Below are 20,320 nucleotides of genomic sequence, written 5' to 3'. Positions count from 1 at the left end.
ACCGCACCGGTAACGCTGACCGACAGAGCCTGCGCCGGGCGGTGTCCCGGCTATGGCATCTCCCGAGAAGGCATCTTCTGTAATCGAGGTACTGCATCATGAGTCTCGGCACTACGCCCGATACCGCATTCCTGCGTGAGTTCGCCGACCGGTGGCTCGCGGCGTGGAATTCGCATGACACCGAGCAGGTCCTGGCCCTGCTACATCCCGACATCGTTTGGGACGACACTGTTTTCTGGACCGAAGTCATCCGCGGCAAAGCCGCCATGGCGGAGTACATCGACCGCATCTGGGCAGCGATGCCGGACGTCCAGTTCGAAGAGGTGCAATTGTTCACCGCGCCGGAGAACGGCCGAGCGGTGGTCCTGTTTCGCCAGGAGGGCAGCGGTCCACCTCAGCTCGACCCCACCCGCCGCTTCTCCACCTATGGTTGCGACATCTTCCTGAAGTTCACCGACGGTCTGCTCTCCCAGTACCTCGGGCAGTACGAGATCACCGAGATGATGCGGCAGCTCGGCGCCCTGCCGCCGCGCGACGGGAAGATCGGCGGCGCCTACCTGCTGTCCTTGCTGCGGCGGGGCCTGACCGCAGCGGACGCGTCCTGACTCTCGCCGTTGGCGGCTTTGATGTGGTTGCGGAGATAGGTCAGATGGGCGGTGATCGCTTGCTCCGCGGCGGCGCTGTCGCCCTCGGCGATCGCATGCACGATCGACTCGTGCTGCAGGTAGGTCTCCCGCCCCACCTCTGCGGACAAATCGAGGTAGCTGACCGGCTCGGACTCGCGGTGGACCGCGTAGACCAGGGCAGCGAGAACGCGATTGCCGGATATCCGCGCGATAGCGATATGAAACTGCGCGTCCAGCTCCGGGACCGCCGGATCGTCGACGGAGCGAGTCCGTTGCTCATCGAGCAACTGGCGAAGCTCGGCGATGTCCGCGTCGGTCCGGTTGCGCGCGGCAAGGATCGCCGACGGCACTTCGAGATGCTGACGCACCATCGCGACCTCGTCGAAACTGACCGTGCCGAGCTGCAGCAGATTGTGCACCGACTCCTGCACGATCTCCCCCAACGCGTGGTGGTCGACAGTCTGAACGAAGCTGCCGCCGCCCGCGCCCTGCGCCTTACGGATCAGGCCCTGGGTCTCCAGGGCCGACAAAGCCTCCCGGATGGTCGGCCTGCTGACACGGAACTGACGTGCCAGCTCCGTCTCCGGGGGCAGGCGCTCGCCCGTGCGCAATTGACCGCTCAAGACCGCCGTCCGCAGCGCCTCCTCCACCTGCTGTCTGGGACGCAATACTCGGTGACCGAGGATCGCGGCCCCATTGGGACCACCACGGTCTACCTCGTCAACCTCAGTAGTCACAACCACACTCCAGCCCGCAACGCGCCGCGACTCCGCACCGACCCACTCTTCGTCGTTCCAGCATAGAACTCGGCGCCTGCGCACCTGTCATCCGCGCCTGTCACCCCGATATTTCCGGTGCCAGTAGCTCGCGCAGCTTGAACTTCTGGATCTTGCCGCTCTGGGTCATCGGCAACTCGTCGAGCACGACGAGCCGTTCTGGCAGGTAATGCTTCGACAACCCCGCAGTGGCCAGGAACTCGCACAGCTCGCCGAGTTCTAGGCGCGCACCCGATTCCAGCGTCACCACCGCGCACGCGCGCTCGCCGAGCCGCGCGTCGGGGACAGCGACGACGGCGGCATTCACGACAGCAGGATGGTCGAACAGCAGAGTCTCGATCTCCGTCACCGGAATGTTCTCGCCACCGCGAATGATGATGTCCTTGGTGCGCCCACGTAGCGACACCCAGCCGTGCTCGTCGATCGACGCCGTGTCGCCAGTGCGGAACCAGCCTCCTCGCGCGAAAGCCGCGGCGGTCGCGTCTGGGCGTTCGAAATAGCCGAGGAACAGCGAGGGCCCACGCACGAGCAGCTCGCCGGTCGCGCCGGGCGGCAGGTCGCGACCGTCGTCGCCGACCACCCGGGCCTGTGACCCGTCGAAGACGGATCCATCGGTCGTCAGGATCTCGGCAGGCGCCGACGGCGTGCACGAGATATTGATGCTGCACTCGGTCATGCCCCAGGCAGGCGCGACGTAGGCGCCGAATGCCTCAGCGGCCCGCGTCGGCAGCGTCCGCGGGACCGAGGAACCGGCAACCACCACGCACCGCAGCGGGCATTCCCGGTCGTCGGCCAGATCGGTGCGCAACATGTCCTGGAGGAAGGCCGGGGCGCCGAAGAACGTGGTGATTTTCTCCTGGCGGATGATATCCACGCCCCACTTCGGGTCCCAGCGATCAACGTGCACGCCGGTGCCGGCCATATAAATGGTGCACAGCACGCCCCAGACGAAACCTGTGTGGTGCCCGGTAGGCGAGGCGACCAGCTGCACCATCGGGTCACCGAATGTCGTCGCGCCGAGATGTTCGACGAGCCGGCGGACGCTGTGGATCAACGTCTCGTGCGTGTGCATCGCGCCCTTCGGCTCACCCGTCGTGCCTGAAGTGAACCCGAGATAGCAGACGTCGGTGGGCTCTCCGGCCGCGACCGCGCCGATACCCGGCAGATCCGTGTACGCCGACCACAGGTGCTCGCCCGCATCGAGATCCGATCCGTCCTCGTCGAGAACGACGATGTGCTCGAGGCACGGCAGCTCGGTTCGCAGCCGCCGGGCGAGCGTGAGGTGCTCCACGCTCCGCCACCGGCGGGGCACCACCAAGACCTTGGCCTTGCTGTTGCGCAAGATCGCCGCCGCTTGGCGTTCACCGTAGGCCACCGGTATCCCGGTGTAGATCGCGCCGATCTCGTTGATACCGAACAGCAGCGCGGCATACTCGATCCAGTTCGGGAGCATCACCGCGACCACATCACCTGCCTCGACGCCCAGGTGGGTCAACACCGCCGCGGCGTGCGTCGCGGCGGTGTCCAATTCGCGGTAACTCATGCGCTCGGTGGTGCCGTCGGTCCGATGGCCGACGAGCGCCTTCCGGTCCGGATCGGCCGCGACGACGTCGGCCAGGACCGCACGGATGGTGCGCTTCTCCCAGTTGTCGTCGGCCCGGAAGCGCGCGGCGTCCGCCTCGGTTATCCACGTTTCGCCTGACTCGATGAGCCCGGCCAAGGTCACGGTCATGGGAGTTTCCTCATAGCTTTGCTGTCGGAGGGACCGGTCAACACGGCCGCACCGGATCGGGCACCGGCGAGGGCGCCGGTCGCCGCGCGCAGCGACACGGCGTCGCGCAGAAGGCGTTCGATGCCGTACTCGGCCAGGTAGCCGTACCCGCCGTGGGATTGCACCGCGGCGGTGGCCGTGGCGATCGCGCGCTCGCAGTTTCCGGCCAGCACGGCCGCCGCCCGAAGCGGCGACGGCTCGGCGCCGAGGGCGAGCGCCAGCGCGTCGGTGGCCTGCCCCGCCTGGTCGAACAGGGAAGCGCGGACGGTCGGCAGCTCGGTCAGCGGAGCCGCGAACTGAATGCGTGTACGCGAATACTCGAGGCTTCGTTCCGCGGCCTCGATCGCGATACCCGCCGCGATCGCTGCCCCACCGAGCCGCAGGCGGGCGCGCACCTCGTCGACCGGCGCGCCGGTCACGATCACCCCGCCATCGACTGCCGCCGCCACATCCGCCGTGACCGTCAGCGCACCCGCCATCCCGGTGCGGCGCAGCTGCCGCACCCGCCGCACCGTGTCCGGCGGAAGAATCCATGCGGTCGAATCGTCCACGAGGACCACCACATGCGGATCATCGCCGGCCGGATCGAGCCGCCACACCCGCCCGCGGATGTACCCGTCGGCAGCTTCGAGCTCTACGCCGGGAACGGCGGTGTCGACGACGGCGACCGGCTCGCCGGCATGGATGCGGGACAGAAGGCCGCCGGTGTCGCAGACCAGGATCTCGGCGGCCGCGTGGGCTTGCGCGCAGGCCCACGCCCACGCGGTCCACCGCCGGCCCAAGGCACACAGGGCGGTTTGCCGCAGCGCGAGCGGTGCGCCTCCCCCGCCCTGGCTCTCGGGCACACCGAGCGTCCACAGACCCGCCTCGGCAAGCGATTCCCGCGCACGTGCGGCCTCGCCGGGGTCGTCGCCGACAGGCGCGTCCCCGTGTTTGCCAATGACCGCGCCGACCAGATCCACCAGATCCGCCTGATCCTGCGACAGAGCGGCGCCGGACCAGGTCATCGCCAGAACCTCTCCGGGTCGGCGTCCCTGCGCTCGCGGAACGCCGCGTTCATCTCGTGTGCCTCGGCCGTGGTCAAGTAGACGGTCAAATGCTGGTCATGGGCCATCCGCGCCTGCCCCGACACTCCGTTGTGCCGAGCAGAAAAGGCGGCCTTGAGCGCGCCGATCGCAAGCGGACTCCGGGAGGTGATCTCACGGGCCACCGCGTGGGCGCGCTCGAGCAGCTCCGCGGGCGCAACGACCTCGTTGACCAGACCTCGGGCGAAGGCCTCCTGCGCGGAGTACTTGCGGTTGAGGTACCACATCTCCTTGGCGCGCTTGCGGCCGATCGAGTCCTCGAGATACCAGGTGCCGTAGCCTGCGTCGAAACTGCCGACGAGCGGACCGACCTGCCGGAACACCGCGTTCTCCGAGGCGATGGTGAGGTCGCAGACGTTGGCCAGCACGTTGCCGCCCCCGACCGCGAACCCGTTCACCGCGGCGACGACGGGCTTGGGGATGGTGTCGATCGCCTGATATACGTCGATGATCGGCAGCACCTGTGACTGGTCCAGCGACGTTGTCTCGTCGTGTTCGCCGCCGATGCAGAAGAACTTGTCCCCGGCACCTGTCAGCACCGCAGCACGCAGCTGCCGGTCCAGCCGGAAACGCTGGAGCGCGTCAGCGAGCTCCAGGCAGGTCTGATGGCGGACCTTGTTGTCGGCCTTCTCCCGGTTGATGGTGAGTGTGAGAACCGCGCCGTCACGGTCGACCAGGATGTCCTCGTAGACGGTCACGCGTCCACCTCCAAGTCACGGAAACCGTTGCTGGTCTTGTTGCCCAACCGGCCTGCCGCGACCATCGCCTGCAGGAGCGGCGGCGGCGCGAATGCGGGGTCGAGGATCGCCTCATAGGCGCTGCGGGCCGCATGCTCGTGAACGTCCAGGCCGATCATGTCGAGCAGTTCCATGGGCCCTTGCTTGTAGCCGAGCCCCAGCCGGATGGCGGTGTCCAAATCCTCCGCGGTGGCCAAGCCGTCGTCGAAGGCCTGGATCACGTCGTTCAGATAGGGCATCAAAAGGCGGTTCACCAGGAATCCTGGCCGGTCTTTCACCGGCACCGCGTCCTTCCCCAGCTCCCCGGTGAACGCCATGAGCCGATCGAACACCTCCTGCGAGGTCTGCAGCGCCCGCACGACCTCGACGACCTTCATCAGGGGCGCCGGGTTGAAGAAGTGCAGCCCGGCGAACCGCTGCGGCGACCTGACCGCCGTCGCGAGATCGGACACCGCCAGTGCCGAGGTGTTGGTGACGATGACGGTTCCCTCGGGCACGGTGCCGGCGACCTCGGCGAGCAGTTCCCGCTTGACCGCACGATCCTCGGTGACCGCCTCGATCACGAGCTGGATATCGGTCAGGTCGGCGATCGAGGTCGTGCCACGCACCCGTTCGAGAACGGCGGCGCGTTCGTCCTGGGTGATTTTGCCGCGGCGAACGCCGCCATCGAGGAAGTCCCCTATGCCGACGATGGCTGCGTCGAGCCGTTCGCCACTGGTCTCCACGACTGTCACTTGGCAACCCGCCTGGGCCGCCACCTGCGCGATCCCCCGGCCCATGGTGCCCCCGCCGAGGACGGCTACCCTGTCGAACTCTGGCATTGCTGCTCCCTTGCTGCTGGAATGTCGAGGCGAAACGGTCAGGAACCGAACAACCGCGTGTCGTCGTAGGTGTAGAAGCCACGGCCTGTCTTGCGTCCGAGGTCGCCGGCGGCGACCATCCGCTCGACCATGGGTGGCGGCGCGAATCGGGGCTCGCGCAACTGCTCGTAGAGCCGCATCGCTACCTGCTGGTGGATGTCCATGCCGACGACATCGAGCAGCCGGAACGGCCCCATGGGGTGACCGAGCGCCCCCGTCACCGCGGCGTCGATGGACTCCTTGGTGCCCAATCCCGCTTCCAGGGCGCGGATGCAACTGTTCTCCCACGGAATCAGGAACCGGTTCACGATGAAGCCCGGCATGTCCTTGGCGACGACCACCGTCTTGCCGACGGACGCCAGGTAGTCAGCGGTCACCTTGTACGCCCAGTCCGCGGTGTGCTGACCGCGGGCGACCTCGACGAGCTTCATCAGGGGCGCCGGATTGCAGTAGTGCGTACCCACGACACGCTCGGGGCGGCGCGACCCGGACGCGATCGCCGTAACCGACAGCGTGGAGGTATTGGTGTGGAACACCGTCGACTCCGAGACGATCCCGTCCAATTCACCGAACAGGTCTTTCTTCGTACCCAGGTCTTCGAAGACGGCCTCGATGACGACGTCGCATCCAGCGAGGTCCGCGAGATCGGTGGTGCCGGTCAAGCCGGCGATGGCGGTCTCACCCTGTTCGGGTGACAATCGCCCCAGCTCCATACTCTTGGTGAGGAAACCTCGGACCGTGGCGATGCCGCGCTCGACGCGCTCCTCGGTGAGGTCGTGCAGGATCGTGCGGTGGCCTGCGCGGGTGGCCACTGTGGCTATCCCGGATCCCATCGTTCCCGCGCCCAGCACAGCGACGGTCGTGACCTTGGTCATGGTGAACTCATCTCCTTGGCATTGCAGGTTTGGTCATCGCGCGGACTGGCCACCGTCGATGACGATCGTCTCGCCGGTCATGAAGTCCGAGGCGGCGCCGGCGAGCAGCAGGACCCACGGCGCGAGCTCGGCGGCCTCGCCCATCCGGCGCGCGGGGATGGCTCGCAGGACCTTGGCCGTGGCGGCGCTGTCGGCGCGTAGCGCCGAATTCAGCTCGGTGGCGAAGTAGCCCGGCGCCAGGGCATTGACCTGCACGTTGTTCCGGGCCCACTCCACCGCCATGCATTTGGTGAAGGCGATGATCCCCGCTTTGGACACCGCGTAGGCCGCGTGGTGGGGCACACCCATCAGCCCGAAGTTGGAGGCGATGTTGATCACCTTGCCCGAGCCCTGTTCGACGAGGTGCCTGCCCACAGCGCGCGTGGTCAGGTAGATACCGCGCAGGTTGGTGTCGATGACGCGGTCCCAGTCCCCGGCTTGCTGCTCCAGCAGGGGGACCGAGGACAGGACGCCGGAGTTGTTGACCAGGATGTCGATCCGGCCGAAGGCCTCCAGCGTCCGATCGACCAACTCCCGGACGGCTTGCTCGTCGGTGACATCGGTCGGCACGGCCAGCGCGCGACCGCCGAGCGCGTCGGTTTCGGCGACGAACGACGCGAGTTGCTCGGGCGTGCGTGACGCCACGGTCACCGCCGCGCCAGCCTCCGACAGCGCTCCCGCGATCGTCCGGCCCAGGCCACGCCCGGCGCCGGTAACCACCGCGACCTTTCCCTCCAGGGCTCTTCCGTTCACACCAGCTCTCCGATACTGCGCGCGATGTCACGCCCGATGAGCAGGCGCTGCACCTCATTCGTCCCGTCATAGATCTGTGTGACCTTCGCGTCACGCAGGTAGCGCTCCACACCGATGTCGGCGAGGTCGCCGAATGGTCCGAGCAGCCGGGTCGCTTCGACAGCCGCACGCCAGCCCAGGTCGGTGCAGCTCTGCTTCATGATCCCGATCCGGCCCGGTGCGGGTGACTCGGAGCGGTCCACCTCGCGTGCGACGGCCAGCAACAGGAGCCGGCCGCGCAAGATCTCACCGCGCAGCTCCGCCAGGGCGAACGTCGTCTCGTCCGGAAGCGCGGGCCCGTGCAGCCGGTGCAGGGCCGACAGGGTGCGCGTGTACACCGCCCGCGCGATCCCGATGCCCTGAGCCGCGGCGCTGATTCGCGACTTGACAACGGAGGCGGTCACGATCGGCCAACCTTCGCCCTCAGCACCGAGCAGGTTCTCCAGCGGTACCTCGACGTCGGCGAAGAACAGTTCGGCGGTGGACGATCCGTGCATCCCCATCTTGTCGAAGGGCCGCCCACGGGTGAGCCCGTCGGCCGCACCCTCCACGACGAGCGCGGTGATCCCACGACGTTTGCGGGCCGCGTCCACGGTGGCGAAGCAGATGACCACGTCGGCGCGGTCGCCGGTTGTGATGAAGGTCTTCGAACCGCTGAGCCGGTACCCCGTGAGCAATCCATCTGCTCGCACCGCTGTGGCCCGTGTTCGCAGTGCGGCCGCGTCGCTGCCGGCTTCGGGCTCGGTGATCGCGAGCGACCCATAGCGCGTCCCGTCGAGCAACCCGGGAATCAATCGGGATGCGAGCTGCTCGGAGCCCGCGCGCCAGATCGGATATGCCGCGTGCATCTGGGTCATGTAGACGAGGCTGGTGGCCGGACAACCCGCGGCGATCTCCTCCATCGCCATCGCGTACGCGACGTTGGTGTCCTCCGTGCCGCCCCAGCGCCGCGGGAAGATCAGGCCGCCCAAGCCCGCCGCGGCCAATGCCTGGTAGCTCTCATGCGCGAAGGTGTGGCTGCGGTCCAGTGCGGCGGCACGCGGCAGCACCTCGCATGCGACGACCTCGCGTGTCCGGTCCCGCACCTCGGTTTCCCGCTCGTCGAGGAGCTGGTCACTCGCCGGCTCGTCAACCGCCCGTTGCAGAGCGATATAGCGAACCGGGTCCGTTTCGTCCCGGAACAACTCCGTGATGCCCGACACGCCGCTCACCACCCACCCGGTAGGTCCGGGAACACCGCGGTACGGCGCTGCTTGAAGGCGGCGATGCCTTCCCTGGCCTCGGCACTGCCGGTCGCCACCGCGGCCAGCGCCGTCTCGAGCGCGAGTTCGTGTGGTTGCGGAGCGCCGGCGCGCAGCGCCTGCAGAATCGCGGCATGTGCGCGCGGGCCGCGGGCCGCGATCTGATCCGCCACTCGCATCGCGGCCGGGACCAACTCTTCCGGGGCGACCGGCGGCAACGGGCTCAGGCCGAGTTCATACGCGCGCTGCGCGGACAGCCGCGAGCCGGTGAGCATCAGGTGTGCGGCGACCGCGGGACCCGTGATCCGGGAAAGCCGCTGTGTCCCGCCGTAGCCGGGGATCAGGCCGAGTCCGGACTCCGGCAGGCCGAAGGAGGCTTCGGTCGACAGGATGGCGAACGTAGCGGCGAGCACCAGTTCGAATCCGCCGCCGAGGGCCAGCCCGTTCACGGCGGCGATGATCGGCACGGGACTGTGTTCGATACCGGCGAAAATCCGTTGGCCCGTGCGCAGCACGTGCTGCGCTTCGGCGGCGTCGAGTCCCTTGAGCTGGTCGAGATCAGCACCGGCGCTGAATGCCTTACTCCCCGCGCCGGTCACGACCACGGCCCGGACGGACCCGCTCGCGGCCGCCTCGCGCACCGCGGCATCGAGAGCCTCGAGCGCGTCGGCGTCGAGCGCGTTGTGGACCTTCGGACGGTTGATCCGGACGAGCGTAACCTTGCCGTCCCGATCGATCTCGATCGCGTCGTCGGACATCAATGATCGCTTCCTTATCTACTACTCGTCGTCGGCGAGCTGGATTGCGCCCGCACGTGCCAGCCGGTCGATCTCGTCGGACTGCAGACCCGCGGCCTCCAGGACGACACGCGTGTCCGCCCCGAGTGCGGGGAATCGCGTGTTGACGGGATCGGGCAGCGAGCCGAGCCGGAACGGGCTGCGGACACCGAACAGGCCGCTACTGCCGGGAACGGGCAGCAGGCTGCCTCTGGCCTCGACCTGCGGGTCGGCCACCACCTCGGAAAGGCTCTGCACCCGGGTCGCGGGTACCTCGGCCTCCGCGAGGATCTTCAGCCATTCCGTCGCAGTACGTTCCGCCAGCCTCGCTCCCACGATGTCGGTGATCCGCTCTCGCTGGGCGCGTCGGCCGGAATTATCGGCGAGCGCGGGGTCTGCGGCGAGGTCGTCGAGTTTCACGGCAGTGCAGAATCGTCGCCACATCGAGTCGTTGCCGATCGCCACGACGATTTCCCGGTCGGCGGTGCCGAAGGTCTGGTAGACGGCGAGCACCGAATCGGTTCCGCCGCTAGGACTCGGTTCGGCGTCCCCGGCGAGGTAGGCCGCCAGCCGCGGCGCCATCAGGGCCAGATCGCTGTCCAGCAACGAAACGTCGATGAGATCGCCTGTTCCGTCGGCCTGCTGTCGCACCACGGCCGCGCAGATCGCCAGCGCCGCGGCCATTCCGGTCACGATGTCCGACAGTGCTGTCGAGACCCGTTGCGGTGAGCCGCCTTTGGCTCCGGTGACCGACATCAGTCCCGACCGCGCCTGGGCGACCAGGTCGTAACCGGGCAGCCCGGCGTCCGGTCCGTCGAGTCCGAAGCCCGACATAGCGCAGTAGATCAGTCGCGGGTGACGCGCCCGCAGTGCGGCGGAGTCCAGGCCGAGATCCGCGAGTTTGTCCGGGTTGACGTTCTCGATGAACACGTCGGCCCCGGCCAGCAGGGTGTGCAGGACCTCCATGCCTTCAGGCGACCGCACGTTCACGATCACCGAACGCTTATTGCGGTTGGCCGAAGCGAACCAGGCCGAAGTCCCGTCCACGAAGGGCGGACCCCACCCCCGCGCATCGTCGCCGCCGCGCGGTCGTTCGATCTTCACCACCCGCGCGCCGAGGTCGGCCAGATACATCGAGGCGGTGGGCCCAGCATACGAAGTGGTCAAGTCGATCACGGTCACGCCGTTGAGCGGGCCTGCCCCATCCCCGCGGTGAGTGTTCGAGCGCACTGACATAGTGGCATGTTGTCTGACATTTGAAGTGCTGTCAATCTCTTGACAGATCGCATAGGGTTCAGTTTCATACAACACGTTAAGTGTCAGACATTTGAATGGCGGCATCACATGAAGACAATGGCGTCGATCGTCGGCATCGGAGCATTGCCCGTCGGCAGGTATAGCGATGTTCTGGAGCACGAGATGCTGCTCCGGGCGCTGGTAGTGGCGGTAGCGGACGCGGGATTGAGCAAACGTGATATCGACGCGCTGGTCTTCTCACTACCACGCCCCTATTGCGAGCAGCGGTACTTCGGCACGTTCATGGCCGGCTATCTCGAGACGCCGGTCGACGACATCCTGCTGGAAGTGCTGGGCAACGGAATGACCGGCGGCCTGGCATTCGACCTCGCGGTGGACCGGGTCGCGTCCGGAAAGGCCAAGGTCGCGGTCGCACTCGGCGTCAACCGCGAGCTGCACGTGCCGACCGGCGAGCACATGCATCTGTCCATGCGCGCGGTCGGGGATGTGGATTTCCACGTCCCGTTCGGCGTGACGCCGATCGCCTGGTACGCACTCAATGCCACCCGCTACATGCATGAGTACGGGCTCACCCGCGAGGAGCTGGCGGCCATCCCGGTCAAGAACCGCAGGCACGCGGCGCTCAACCCGCTGGCCCAGTTGCGCAAGGAGATAACCGTCGAGGACGTGCTCGCGGCCCGGCCGATCGTTCGCCCACTCGGGCTGCTGGATGTGCCGCCACGCTCGGACGGCGCGGTGGCCATCGTCGTCGCCGCCCCGGACCTCGCCGAGTCCCTCGGTCGCCGAGTCGATGTCGTGAGTCGCGGTTTCTACCACGAAGGCGTGCATCAGGTGTCGAGCAGACCTACCGACCTGACCAGCTTCGAATCCGCCCGGATCGCGTCGGCGAAGGCCTACGCAGCGGCGGGGATCTCCCCCACCGACCTGGACTTCGTCGAGGTTTACGCGCCGTGCTCGATCGTCGAGCTCATCTTGACCGAATCACTGGGGCTCGTCCCGCGGGGTACCGGTGGCGCGGCGGCCGCGAACGGCGAGACCAGCATCGGTGGACGGATACCCATCTGCCCGTCCGGCGGGCTGACGAGCCGGGGCCACCCGCCACACGTCACTCCGCTCTACAACGTCTACGAAGCAGTGCAGCAGCTGCGCCAGGAGGCGGGCGACCGCCAGGTCGCCGGAGCCACCGTCGGTGCGGTCACCGCCGAGCTCGGTGACTACAACGCCACGATGATGCACATCCTCACCGCATCCTGAGCAGCACAGCGAGACAAGGATTTCCCGTGCCACGAGACGAGAGTCTTTCCGTGACAACCGACCAGCTCGCGTATCCGCCGCGAATCACCGCGTTCACGTCGACGTTCTGGGAAGGATTGCGGGAGAAGAAGTTCCGCACCACAAGGTGCTCGGGCTGCGCGCACATCACGTTTCCCCCGAAGCCGGTGTGTCCCGACTGCTGGTCGGCCGAGGTGGAGTGGATCGATCTGAGTGGGACCGGTGTGCTGCGGAGCTACACCGAGGTCTGCGCCGCGCCCTCCATGTTCGCCGACGAGGCGCCGTACATCCTCTGCCTGGTCGACCTCGACGAGGGCGTGCGCTGCCTGAGCCGCATCCGCGCCGACTGGAACGACCTGCGACCCGACGCCCGCGTGCGAGTCCGGTTCCGCGAGTCGACCCCCACCCATCTTTTCGAGTTCGCGCTCGCGGCCGACGAACACGATGGCGACACCGCATCACCGCACACCGCGACCGCAGACAAGGAGTGACCCGCATGACCAGCCAACCCCGCGGCAGATACTTCGACGATTTCACCGTCGGCGATGTGTTCACGACCGGGAAGCGCACCATCACGACGACCGACATCGTCAATTTCGCCTGCTTGTCAGGCGATTTCAACGAAGTCCACACCAACTGGGAGTACAGCGCGGCCTCGCCGTTCGGCGAGCCGATCGCGCACGGCCCGCTCGTCTACGCGGTCGCCGCGGGACTGGGCTACGCGTCGGGCTTGAACGAAGGCACGCTCATCGCACTGCTCGGCATCACCGACTGGCAGATGCTGTTGCCTGTCAAGAACGGCGACACCATCCACTTGGAGCAGGAAGTCACGAACACGCGGTGGTCGAGCAAGGGCGACAAGGGCGTGGTCACGTTCGATCGGCGCATTCGCAACCAGCGCGGCGAGGTCGTTCAGCGGATGACCAGTTCGTATCTCTTCCGGGCGCGCCCGGGTGCGGCGGTCGACGAAATCGCCGAATCCGTTGACAGTGTGCGGTAGTGAAATATATCATTTGCTATATTAATTCGGATGTCGGTGCCGGCAGGCTCTCGCCGCCGGGACACCGAGGGATCGAGCACCAGTGAATCCTTCTCGTGACAACAACAATCGCGTGGTGATCATCGGCGGTGGCCCATCCGGCATCGCCGTGTTCGGCGCCCTGGTCCGGCGCGGCTCCGTCACCTCCATCACCATCGTCGACCCGAACCCCGTCGGATTGGGCAATGTGTACGGCGACCTCTTCGCCAACGACCCGGTGTTGCTGTGCAACACCCCGACGGGCTTCATGTACCTGGACGACACGGCACGCCGAGACTTCCTCGACTACCTAGTGGATCGTGGCTGGCCGGTAGGGCTGGACGATCAGGTTCCACGCTTTCTCTTCGGCGACTACTGCCGCGAGCGCTTCCACACATTCCGTGCCGAGGCCGAGCGTCACGGCACTACCGTCACCGTCGTCGAACGCCGCGCGGAGTCCATTCGCATCGAGGACGACGGCTACGCGGTCGTCCTCGACAACGGCGAGGCGGTGAGCGCCACCGATATCGTGTTGTGCATCGGGATGGAAATTCCGAAGCTGGCGCCGTTGGTGCAACGTTTCCAGGGACATCCACGACTTCTGCGTGGCAGCTACCCGGCAGCGCGCCTGCGGGAGCTCGCCCCGAACTCTCACGTGCTCGTCCTCGGTGTGCGATCCAGCGCCCAGGACGCCATCACCATGCTCTGCCGCAACGGGCACACGGTGACTGCCACGTCCCCGAGCGGCCGCCTATCCGCGGTCCGTGACAGGTGCAGCGTGCCGGATTCGGCCAAGCTCGACCGTGAACGGTGGCTGTCACTGCATCCCGACGACCCGCAGATCATCGAGAAAGTGACCCTCTACCTCACGGAGGAAGTGCTGGCCGCGGGCGAAGGACGTTCCCTCGAGGATCAGATCGTGGTCGAGGACTCCGACACCGTGCAACGATTGAAAGCCGAACTGGCGCAGGCGCTCCGCGGTGACACCCGATGGGCCGACCTGACCTACGAGGGCTTGTTCACCCTGAACTCACTGGTCGGCCCATGGCCACCGGAGGCACGGGCCAAGTTGATGCCCCTCGCCTACCCGCTGCTCACCCACTATGTGAACGCGCTCCCGGTCCTGACCGCGCAGAACCTCCTGGCGAATATCGAAGCGGGCCGGGCGGTGATCAAGGACGTGTTCACTCGCTCGATCGACGCCGATGCGGACGGCTGGACGGTTGTCTGGGCGGACGACTCCACAGAACGATTCGACTACGTCGTCTCGACCAGCGGCTTCCATTTCCCGCGCTTCATCTCCGACGGCGACGCCGTCATTCGGCTCACGCACGACGGCGCGATCGGCGACGCGACCGTGGTCGGGCTGACGAAAGATCTTCGATTGCAACGCCAGGGGCATCCGGCCGAACGCATCTGGGCGGTCGGGGCGGCGTGCGGGCAGCGTTACCCGTTCGCGCACGTGATCATGCTCGCCGCGGCCCAGGCTCCGCACGTCGCCGCGATGCTGGTGGACGGTGCGGCGGGCAACGTCGAGGAGATCGCGCCGACATTCGGCAACGGATCCCGGATGGCGGTGGCGGTATGAGCATCGTCCTGCTGCACGGGCCCTCCGGGCCGGGCGACTTCCTGCAGGCTTTCCGCGAATACGCAGGCAATGTCTCTACTGCTACCGCATCGGACATCATCGGCGAACCGGTGCTGCCCGTAACGCCCGACGTCGTGACCGCGATGCCCTCCGCCGACGAGCGCCTCACCAGCCGACAGCGGCAAGTGGAGGCGCTCGGCGAACTCGCCGCGGGCGCCGGCTGGCGGCCATTCGCCGCAGCGACGACGGTTGCGCCCGAAGCCGGTGGACAGTATGCGGTCTGGCCCGAGGCCGTCGGGTCGGCCACCCCCGTCCGCCTGATCGGCAGCGCCGCGACATCGAGCACTGATGATGTTGTGGCCCAAGGATTCTGGCGACACACAAGCGAACAGGCGAGCCGTTACGGCATCGACACCGTGAGCCTGGACGGAAACCATGTCGTGCAGGCTGTCTTCGAGCATCGCATCGATGTCGTCGGCGACGCCGAGACCTTGCGGCACCGCATCAGCGTGCCGTCCTCGGCCGAGCGGGATGCCGTCGCCGATCTCGCTGTCCGTGGACTCACCGCGTGCGGCGTGACCGCCGGGGCTGGGCACGTGCAGATCGAGCACGGTCCGCGCGGCCTGACGTGCCTCGAGGTGCTGAGCGCCCCTTCGCGCTGGTCGGCCCCGGTCGACGCTTCCTACCACGCGTTCGGCCACAGCCATCAGCACCTGATGGCCGAAAGCGTCCTCCAGCCACATGCCTTCGCGCGTCGACTGCGCAGGCCGCCTCGTGACCGCGGCACGACATTGGCCGTCGCCTACCTGCCCGGCCTACCCGATCACGAGTTCGGTCACCCGGACGCCGGACAACTGGTGCGCAGGCTGCCCGGATTCACCGCGCTGGCCCGCACGCCGGGAGCAAGGGGGGCGGCCGACGAACCCCTCTGGGGGCATGTCGTTTTCGTCCATCCCGACCGAGCGCTGGTACAGCACTCGCTCAGCGTCCTGCACGAACTCGCCGATTCCGGACAGCTGTGGCAGGCCGGGCGGCGCTTCGTGGACTTCGCCGGTCGACTCTCCTGAATCACAACGCCGCGAACAGGGAAGAAACATGAACGTCACACAGAAGACGGCTCGCGTGAATGATATGGCTGTCGCTTACTACGAGCTCGGATCCGGCCCCATCGCGTTGTGCATCCACGGCTTTCCGGACACACCGCACACCTGGCGGCACCTGATGCCGCGTCTGGCCGACGCCGGGTTCCGTGTCGTCGCGCCGTACCTCCGCGGATACAACGCCGATCTGCCGCCGGACGGCGGCTACCAGGTGGGCGCGCTCGTCTCGGACGCCATCGCCCTGCACGAGGCGCTCGGCGGGGACGGCGACGCGGTCATCATCGGCAGCGACATGGGGGCCTTGGCCACCTACGGGGCAATCGATCTGGCCCCCGAGCGATGGCGCCGGGCGGTGACCATGGCTGCCGCACCGCATGGCGTGCTCGCCGACGCGTTCCTCGACTACGACATGATCCGCCGCATCTACTACATCTTCATGCTGCAAACGGACACCGCCGACGTGATCCTCGAGCGGGATCCGTTCGGCTGGCTGGAGTCGATCTGGAACTACTTCTCCGCCGGATACGACGCGACGGCCGATATCGACTATCTGCGAGCCACACTCGCCAAGAAGGAAAACCTATGGGCGGCCACACGGGGAATCTTCAAGGCACGGCTCAATCCTGCATACCACCTGCCGAAGTACGCGCGTGAGCAAGCGGCGGGCGATGGCCCCTTCCAGGTCCCGATCCGATACCTGCACGGCACCGAAGACGGTGTGTTCCCGGCCCGGCTCGCCAAGGCCGCCGATGGCGCGCTTGGCGGGCAGAGCGAAGTGGTCTTCCTCGACGGCGTCGGGCACTTCTTGCACCTCGAGGCGCCGGAGGTCGTCAACGACCTGGTTGTGGACTGGATATCCCGGGGATCGGCATGACGCTGCTCGACTCCCATACGCCCGACTGCCGCTGGACCCTCGACAATGGCGTACTGGATATCCAGGTCGAACGTCCCCACGTGCGGAACGCTTTCTCGCCGGAGGTCTACGGCGCGGTCAAACGCGGCGTCACCCTGGCCGGCGCCCGGGACGACGTGCGTGCGGTTCTCCTGCGGGGAACACCCGGAGCGTTCGGGGTCGGCGGCGATCTCTCCATCTTCCTCGGTCTGCTGGAAGAGGGGCGGGAAAGCTTCCTGAGCCGATTCGAGTCGCTCTACGATGATCCGCTGCCGTTCCATGCGATCCTCGACTGCCCGAAACCGGTGATCGCGGCGGTCGATGGTTTGTGCGTCGCCGGCGGCATGCTGCTGGCGGCGTGCGCCGACATCACGATCGCCACCCCGCGTTCGACTTTCGCCATCCCCGAGGCCCGGGTCGGCCTCGCCGACGGCATCGCGGCGATGTTGCTACCCCCGATCGTCGGACAGGCACGAGCGCGGTATCTGCTGCTCACAGGCTCGACCATAGACGCGGAGACCGCGGCGGACTGGGGTCTGGTCACGTCGGTCACCGACGACCTCGCCGCGGAGACCGAACGCATCCTGAGCGAACTGCGGCGTTGCTCACCGCAGGCGCAAGCCTCGTACAAGCGCATGCTCAACAGTTCCGTCGCGATGCCGTCCGCGCGTCCGCTGATGCAGTCCGCGGTCGACGGCGACGGATCCGCCGGGCTGCGCGCATTCGTCGACAAGCGGCCCCCGCCATGGCTGGCCGACCAGACGCATCCGATCTCGGGAGTAGGACGTTGACGACGTTGCCGATCGACTCGAAAACACCGACGGACCTGCGAACGGTCTACGGTTCCCTGCAGCTGGCCGCCGCACTCGCGCCCGGCAAGGAAGTGCTGCGCCTGCTCGGCGACCGCGGCTACACCGCCCAGGACATCATCGACCGCGCGGCTCGCTGCGCGTCGGTCCTGGCAAGCCTCGGCGCGGGGCACGGCGAGCGCGTGGCGATCATGCTCACCAACCGGATCGAATTCGTCGACAGTTTCTTCGGCATCGCACAACTGGGCGCGATCTCGGTTCCGCTGAACACCAGCCTGCGCGGGCCGATGCTCGAGCACCAAATGCGCGAGACCGATCCGGCAGTCGTCGTGGTCGAAACGAGCATGCTCGAGGTGATGCGGCCCGCCCTCGGGGCCATCGGCAGCCGCGCGCGGGTGCTGGTGGTCGGCGCCGAGCATCCGCTGGACGCCGGATATGTGCACTACGCCGCGGCTGTCGCCGATGCCCCCGTCGCGCCGGTCGCACCCGTCGACCAGCGCGACGTCGCGGCGATCCTCTACACCTCGGGTACCACCGGACCTTCCAAGGGCGTTGTCCACAACCACAATTCGCTCATCGCCTTCTCCGAGAAGTCGAGCTGGCTGGCCGAGTTCAACGGCTCCGATGTCGCCTTCACCTGCCTGCCGTTCTTCCACGCGAACGCGATCGCGTCCACTCTGTTGCCGATGCTGCGCCTGGGCGGAACTGCGGTGATCACGGAGCGTTTCTCGGCAGGCACCTACTGGGAGGACGTGCGTGCGGTCGGGGCGACTGCGATCAACCTGCTCGGCTCCATGGTTCCGATTCTCTGGAACGCGCCCGCGTCCGCCGCCGACACGGCGAACCACGTGCGGGTCGCGGTCTCGGTACCGACACCGACCGCCGACATCTACAACCGGTTCGAGGAGCGGTTCGGATTGCGCGTCGTATCGCTCTACGGCAGCACCGACGCGACAGTCGTGATCGGCACGCCGCCGGGCGAACACGGACGACCCGGGTACTGCGGCAAAGCCCACCCGGACTTCGACTGCCGGGTAGTCGACGACGACGACAACCCGGTGGCACCGGGCGTGCCCGGCGAGCTCATCATACGGCCGCGGGTCCCGGACATCATGATGCAGGGCTACTGGGCCAATCCGGCGGCGACGGTCGAGACCTGGCGCAATCTGTGGTTCCACACCGGCGACATCCTCGCCATGGACAGCGACGGCTGGTTCCGGTTCATCGACCGGAAGAAGGACGCGCTGCGACGTTTCGGGGAGAACATCTCGAGCTTCGAAGTGGAGTCGGTGGTGCTGATGCACACCCAGGTGGCCGAAGCCGCGGTCTACGCGGTGCCATCCGAGCTTTCCGAGGACGAGGTCATGGTGGCGGTCGTCCCCGAGGACGGCGTCACGGTCGACGCCTCCGACCTGTCCCGGCACTGCGAGAAGCTGCTGCCGTACTTCGCGGTCCCACGCTACATCGACGTGCGCACCGCACTGCCCAAGACCGCCAACGAGAAAGTCCGCAAGGACGTGCTGCGGGCCGAAGGGATCACCGCGGCCACAGTCGACACCGGCCCCCGCGGACGGCGGGCCCGGGAGCGGGCCACCAGCGAATCAGCAAGGAAGTGAGCCGCATGAAAAGAGATCTGTTCACCGCCGAGCACGAGGACTTCCGGAAGATGGTCCGGGACTTTCTCGACAAAGAGATCGTGCCGCAATTCGGTGAGTGGCACGATCTCGTTCCCCGCCAGGTGTTCTCCCGCCTCGGCGAGCTCGGAATCATCGGGGTGCGGCTGCCGGAGGAGTACGGCGGCGGGGGCGCCGAGGGCTTCCTGTGGAACGTGATCATCGCCGAGGAGACGGCCCGCGCCCTGGTGACGCTCGGGCCGCTCCGCTGCCACATGGACATCGTGTCCCCCTACTTCACCAAGTTCGCGAACGAGGAGCAGCGCAAACGCTGGCTCCCCGGGCTGGCATCAGGCGAGCTGTTCAGCGCGATCGCGATGACCGAACCGAATACGGGATCGGATCTCTCCGGGATTCGCACATCGGCTCGGCGCGACGGCGACAGCTACGTGATCAACGGCGCCAAGACGTTCATCACCGGCGGCTGGCATGCCGATCTCGTCGTCGCGGTGGCCCGGACCTCGAACGAGGAGAACCTCCGCCAGGGGCTCAGCCTCATCGTGGTCGAAGCCGGTACGCCCGGGTTCGAGAAGGGCAGGCGACTGCCGAAGATCGGACTGCCGGTGCAGGATCTGTGCGAACTCTCCTTCACCGATGTGCGTGTTCCGGCCGAGAACCTCCTCGGCGAGGAGGGCATGGCCTTCAGCTACCTGACGAGCAATCTCGCTCAGGAGCGGCTGTCGATCGCCGTGGGCGGTGTCGCCGCGGCGCGAGCCGCGCTCGATACCACGATCGCCTACGTCAAGGACCGCAAGGTCTTTGGAAAATCGCTGTCCAGCTTCCAGAACTCGAAGTTCGAGCTCGCGGCCGTGGCCACCGACATCGAGGCGGGCCAAGCGCTGGTGGACCGCGCGCTGAGCAAGCACGATCAGGGCGAACTCACGTCGGCGGATGCGGCGAAGGCCAAGCTTTTCTGCACCGAGCTACAGAATCGCGCGATCGACCGGTGCCTGCAGCTGTTCGGTGGTTACGGCTACATCACCGATTACCCGATCGCAAGGCTCTACGCGGACGCCAGGGTGAGCCGTATCTATGGCGGCACCAGCGAGGTCATGAAAACGATCATCAGTAAATCCATCGGTTTATGACGACTACGAGCCGACCCGGTCGATCACGGTCGGCCGCTCGAGAGA

At 67.1% G+C, this 20,320-nt stretch carries 20 protein-coding genes; 10 read left to right on the top strand and 10 right to left on the bottom strand.

Features of this window, described 5'->3' with window-relative positions:
• Positions 1 to 98 precede the first annotated feature (98 nt).
• Positions 99 to 605 (top strand): nuclear transport factor 2 family protein, encoded by a 507-nt coding sequence (locus ACT86A_RS13405; protein WP_445092422.1) that lies wholly within the window; start codon positions 99 to 101, stop codon positions 603 to 605.
• Here the strand turns inward: ACT86A_RS13405 and ACT86A_RS13400 are convergent.
• The 10 genes from ACT86A_RS13400 to ACT86A_RS13355 form a co-directional block, all read right to left on the bottom strand.
• Positions 554 to 1,363 carry a FadR/GntR family transcriptional regulator gene (locus ACT86A_RS13400; protein WP_445092421.1) on the bottom strand — a complete coding sequence of 270 codons (810 nt, stop codon included), beginning with the start codon at positions 1,361 to 1,363 and terminating at the stop codon, positions 554 to 556. The genes ACT86A_RS13405 and ACT86A_RS13400 overlap by 52 nt on opposite strands.
• 100 nt (positions 1,364 to 1,463) lie before the next feature.
• Positions 1,464 to 3,134: an AMP-binding protein gene (locus tag ACT86A_RS13395; RefSeq protein ID WP_445092420.1), complete on the bottom strand. Its 1,671-nt coding sequence runs from the start codon at positions 3,132 to 3,134 to the stop codon at positions 1,464 to 1,466.
• A complete protein-coding gene (locus ACT86A_RS13390) occupies positions 3,131 to 4,180 on the bottom strand; it encodes an acyl-CoA dehydrogenase family protein (protein ID WP_445092419.1) in 1,050 nt (349 codons plus the stop codon). The genes ACT86A_RS13395 and ACT86A_RS13390 overlap by 4 nt, the downstream gene beginning before the upstream one ends.
• Positions 4,177 to 4,956, bottom strand: a complete 780-nt coding sequence (locus tag ACT86A_RS13385; RefSeq protein ID WP_445092418.1) for an enoyl-CoA hydratase-related protein — start codon at positions 4,954 to 4,956, stop codon at positions 4,177 to 4,179. Before ACT86A_RS13385 ends, ACT86A_RS13390 begins: the two co-directional genes overlap by 4 nt.
• Positions 4,953 to 5,816: a 3-hydroxyacyl-CoA dehydrogenase family protein gene (locus tag ACT86A_RS13380; protein WP_445092417.1), complete on the bottom strand. Its 864-nt coding sequence runs from the start codon at positions 5,814 to 5,816 to the stop codon at positions 4,953 to 4,955. Before ACT86A_RS13380 ends, ACT86A_RS13385 begins: the two co-directional genes overlap by 4 nt.
• 38 nt (positions 5,817 to 5,854) lie before the next feature.
• Entirely contained in the window at positions 5,855 to 6,730 is an 876-nt protein-coding gene (locus tag ACT86A_RS13375) for a 3-hydroxyacyl-CoA dehydrogenase family protein (RefSeq protein ID WP_445092416.1), read from the bottom strand.
• Positions 6,731 to 6,763: 33 nt separating this feature from the next.
• The gene (locus ACT86A_RS13370; protein WP_445092415.1) at positions 6,764 to 7,522 is read right to left on the bottom strand and encodes an SDR family NAD(P)-dependent oxidoreductase; all 759 of its coding nucleotides are present in this window, start codon (positions 7,520 to 7,522) and stop codon (positions 6,764 to 6,766) included.
• On the bottom strand, positions 7,519 to 8,772 hold the full coding sequence (locus ACT86A_RS13365) for an acyl-CoA dehydrogenase family protein (RefSeq protein ID WP_445092414.1): 1,254 nt from the start codon (positions 8,770 to 8,772) through the stop codon (positions 7,519 to 7,521). The genes ACT86A_RS13370 and ACT86A_RS13365 overlap by 4 nt, the downstream gene beginning before the upstream one ends.
• Positions 8,769 to 9,560: an enoyl-CoA hydratase/isomerase family protein gene (locus tag ACT86A_RS13360; RefSeq protein ID WP_445092413.1), complete on the bottom strand. Its 792-nt coding sequence runs from the start codon at positions 9,558 to 9,560 to the stop codon at positions 8,769 to 8,771. Before ACT86A_RS13360 ends, ACT86A_RS13365 begins: the two co-directional genes overlap by 4 nt.
• A gap of 21 nt (positions 9,561 to 9,581) precedes the next feature.
• The gene (locus tag ACT86A_RS13355) at positions 9,582 to 10,814 is read right to left on the bottom strand and encodes a CaiB/BaiF CoA transferase family protein (protein WP_445092412.1); all 1,233 of its coding nucleotides are present in this window, start codon (positions 10,812 to 10,814) and stop codon (positions 9,582 to 9,584) included.
• Between the two features lie 108 nt (positions 10,815 to 10,922).
• On the opposite strand from ACT86A_RS13355, the gene ACT86A_RS13350 reads away from it, so the two are divergent.
• From ACT86A_RS13350 to ACT86A_RS13310, 9 genes are all read left to right on the top strand, one after another.
• Positions 10,923 to 12,089: a thiolase family protein gene (locus ACT86A_RS13350; RefSeq protein ID WP_445092411.1), complete on the top strand. Its 1,167-nt coding sequence runs from the start codon at positions 10,923 to 10,925 to the stop codon at positions 12,087 to 12,089.
• Between the two features lie 50 nt (positions 12,090 to 12,139).
• Positions 12,140 to 12,598 carry a Zn-ribbon domain-containing OB-fold protein gene (locus ACT86A_RS13345; protein WP_445092410.1) on the top strand — a complete coding sequence of 153 codons (459 nt, stop codon included), beginning with the start codon at positions 12,140 to 12,142 and terminating at the stop codon, positions 12,596 to 12,598.
• Between the two features lie 5 nt (positions 12,599 to 12,603).
• A complete protein-coding gene (locus tag ACT86A_RS13340) occupies positions 12,604 to 13,107 on the top strand; it encodes a MaoC/PaaZ C-terminal domain-containing protein (protein WP_445092409.1) in 504 nt (167 codons plus the stop codon).
• Between the two features lie 82 nt (positions 13,108 to 13,189).
• Complete coding sequence (locus ACT86A_RS13335) at positions 13,190 to 14,713, top strand: FAD/NAD(P)-binding protein (protein WP_445092408.1); 1,524 nt, start codon at positions 13,190 to 13,192, stop codon at positions 14,711 to 14,713.
• Positions 14,710 to 15,780, top strand: a complete 1,071-nt coding sequence (locus ACT86A_RS13330; protein ID WP_445092407.1) for a hypothetical protein — start codon at positions 14,710 to 14,712, stop codon at positions 15,778 to 15,780. The genes ACT86A_RS13335 and ACT86A_RS13330 overlap by 4 nt, the downstream gene beginning before the upstream one ends.
• A gap of 64 nt (positions 15,781 to 15,844) precedes the next feature.
• Positions 15,845 to 16,687: an alpha/beta fold hydrolase gene (locus tag ACT86A_RS13325; RefSeq protein WP_445092572.1), complete on the top strand. Its 843-nt coding sequence runs from the start codon at positions 15,845 to 15,847 to the stop codon at positions 16,685 to 16,687.
• A complete protein-coding gene (locus ACT86A_RS13320; protein WP_445092406.1) occupies positions 16,684 to 17,496 on the top strand; it encodes an enoyl-CoA hydratase/isomerase family protein in 813 nt (270 codons plus the stop codon). Before ACT86A_RS13325 ends, ACT86A_RS13320 begins: the two co-directional genes overlap by 4 nt.
• The gene (locus ACT86A_RS13315) at positions 17,493 to 19,130 is read left to right on the top strand and encodes an AMP-binding protein (RefSeq protein ID WP_445092405.1); all 1,638 of its coding nucleotides are present in this window, start codon (positions 17,493 to 17,495) and stop codon (positions 19,128 to 19,130) included. The genes ACT86A_RS13320 and ACT86A_RS13315 overlap by 4 nt, the downstream gene beginning before the upstream one ends.
• Positions 19,131 to 19,135: 5 nt before the next feature.
• A complete protein-coding gene (locus tag ACT86A_RS13310; RefSeq protein WP_445092404.1) occupies positions 19,136 to 20,275 on the top strand; it encodes an acyl-CoA dehydrogenase family protein in 1,140 nt (379 codons plus the stop codon).
• The last annotated feature ends 45 nt before the right edge of the window (positions 20,276 to 20,320 follow it).

This window comes from Nocardia glycosmidis (genome assembly GCF_052545115.1).
Note: the sequence above shows the minus strand (reverse complement) of the source record. Positions and strands in the feature narration are given on the sequence as shown.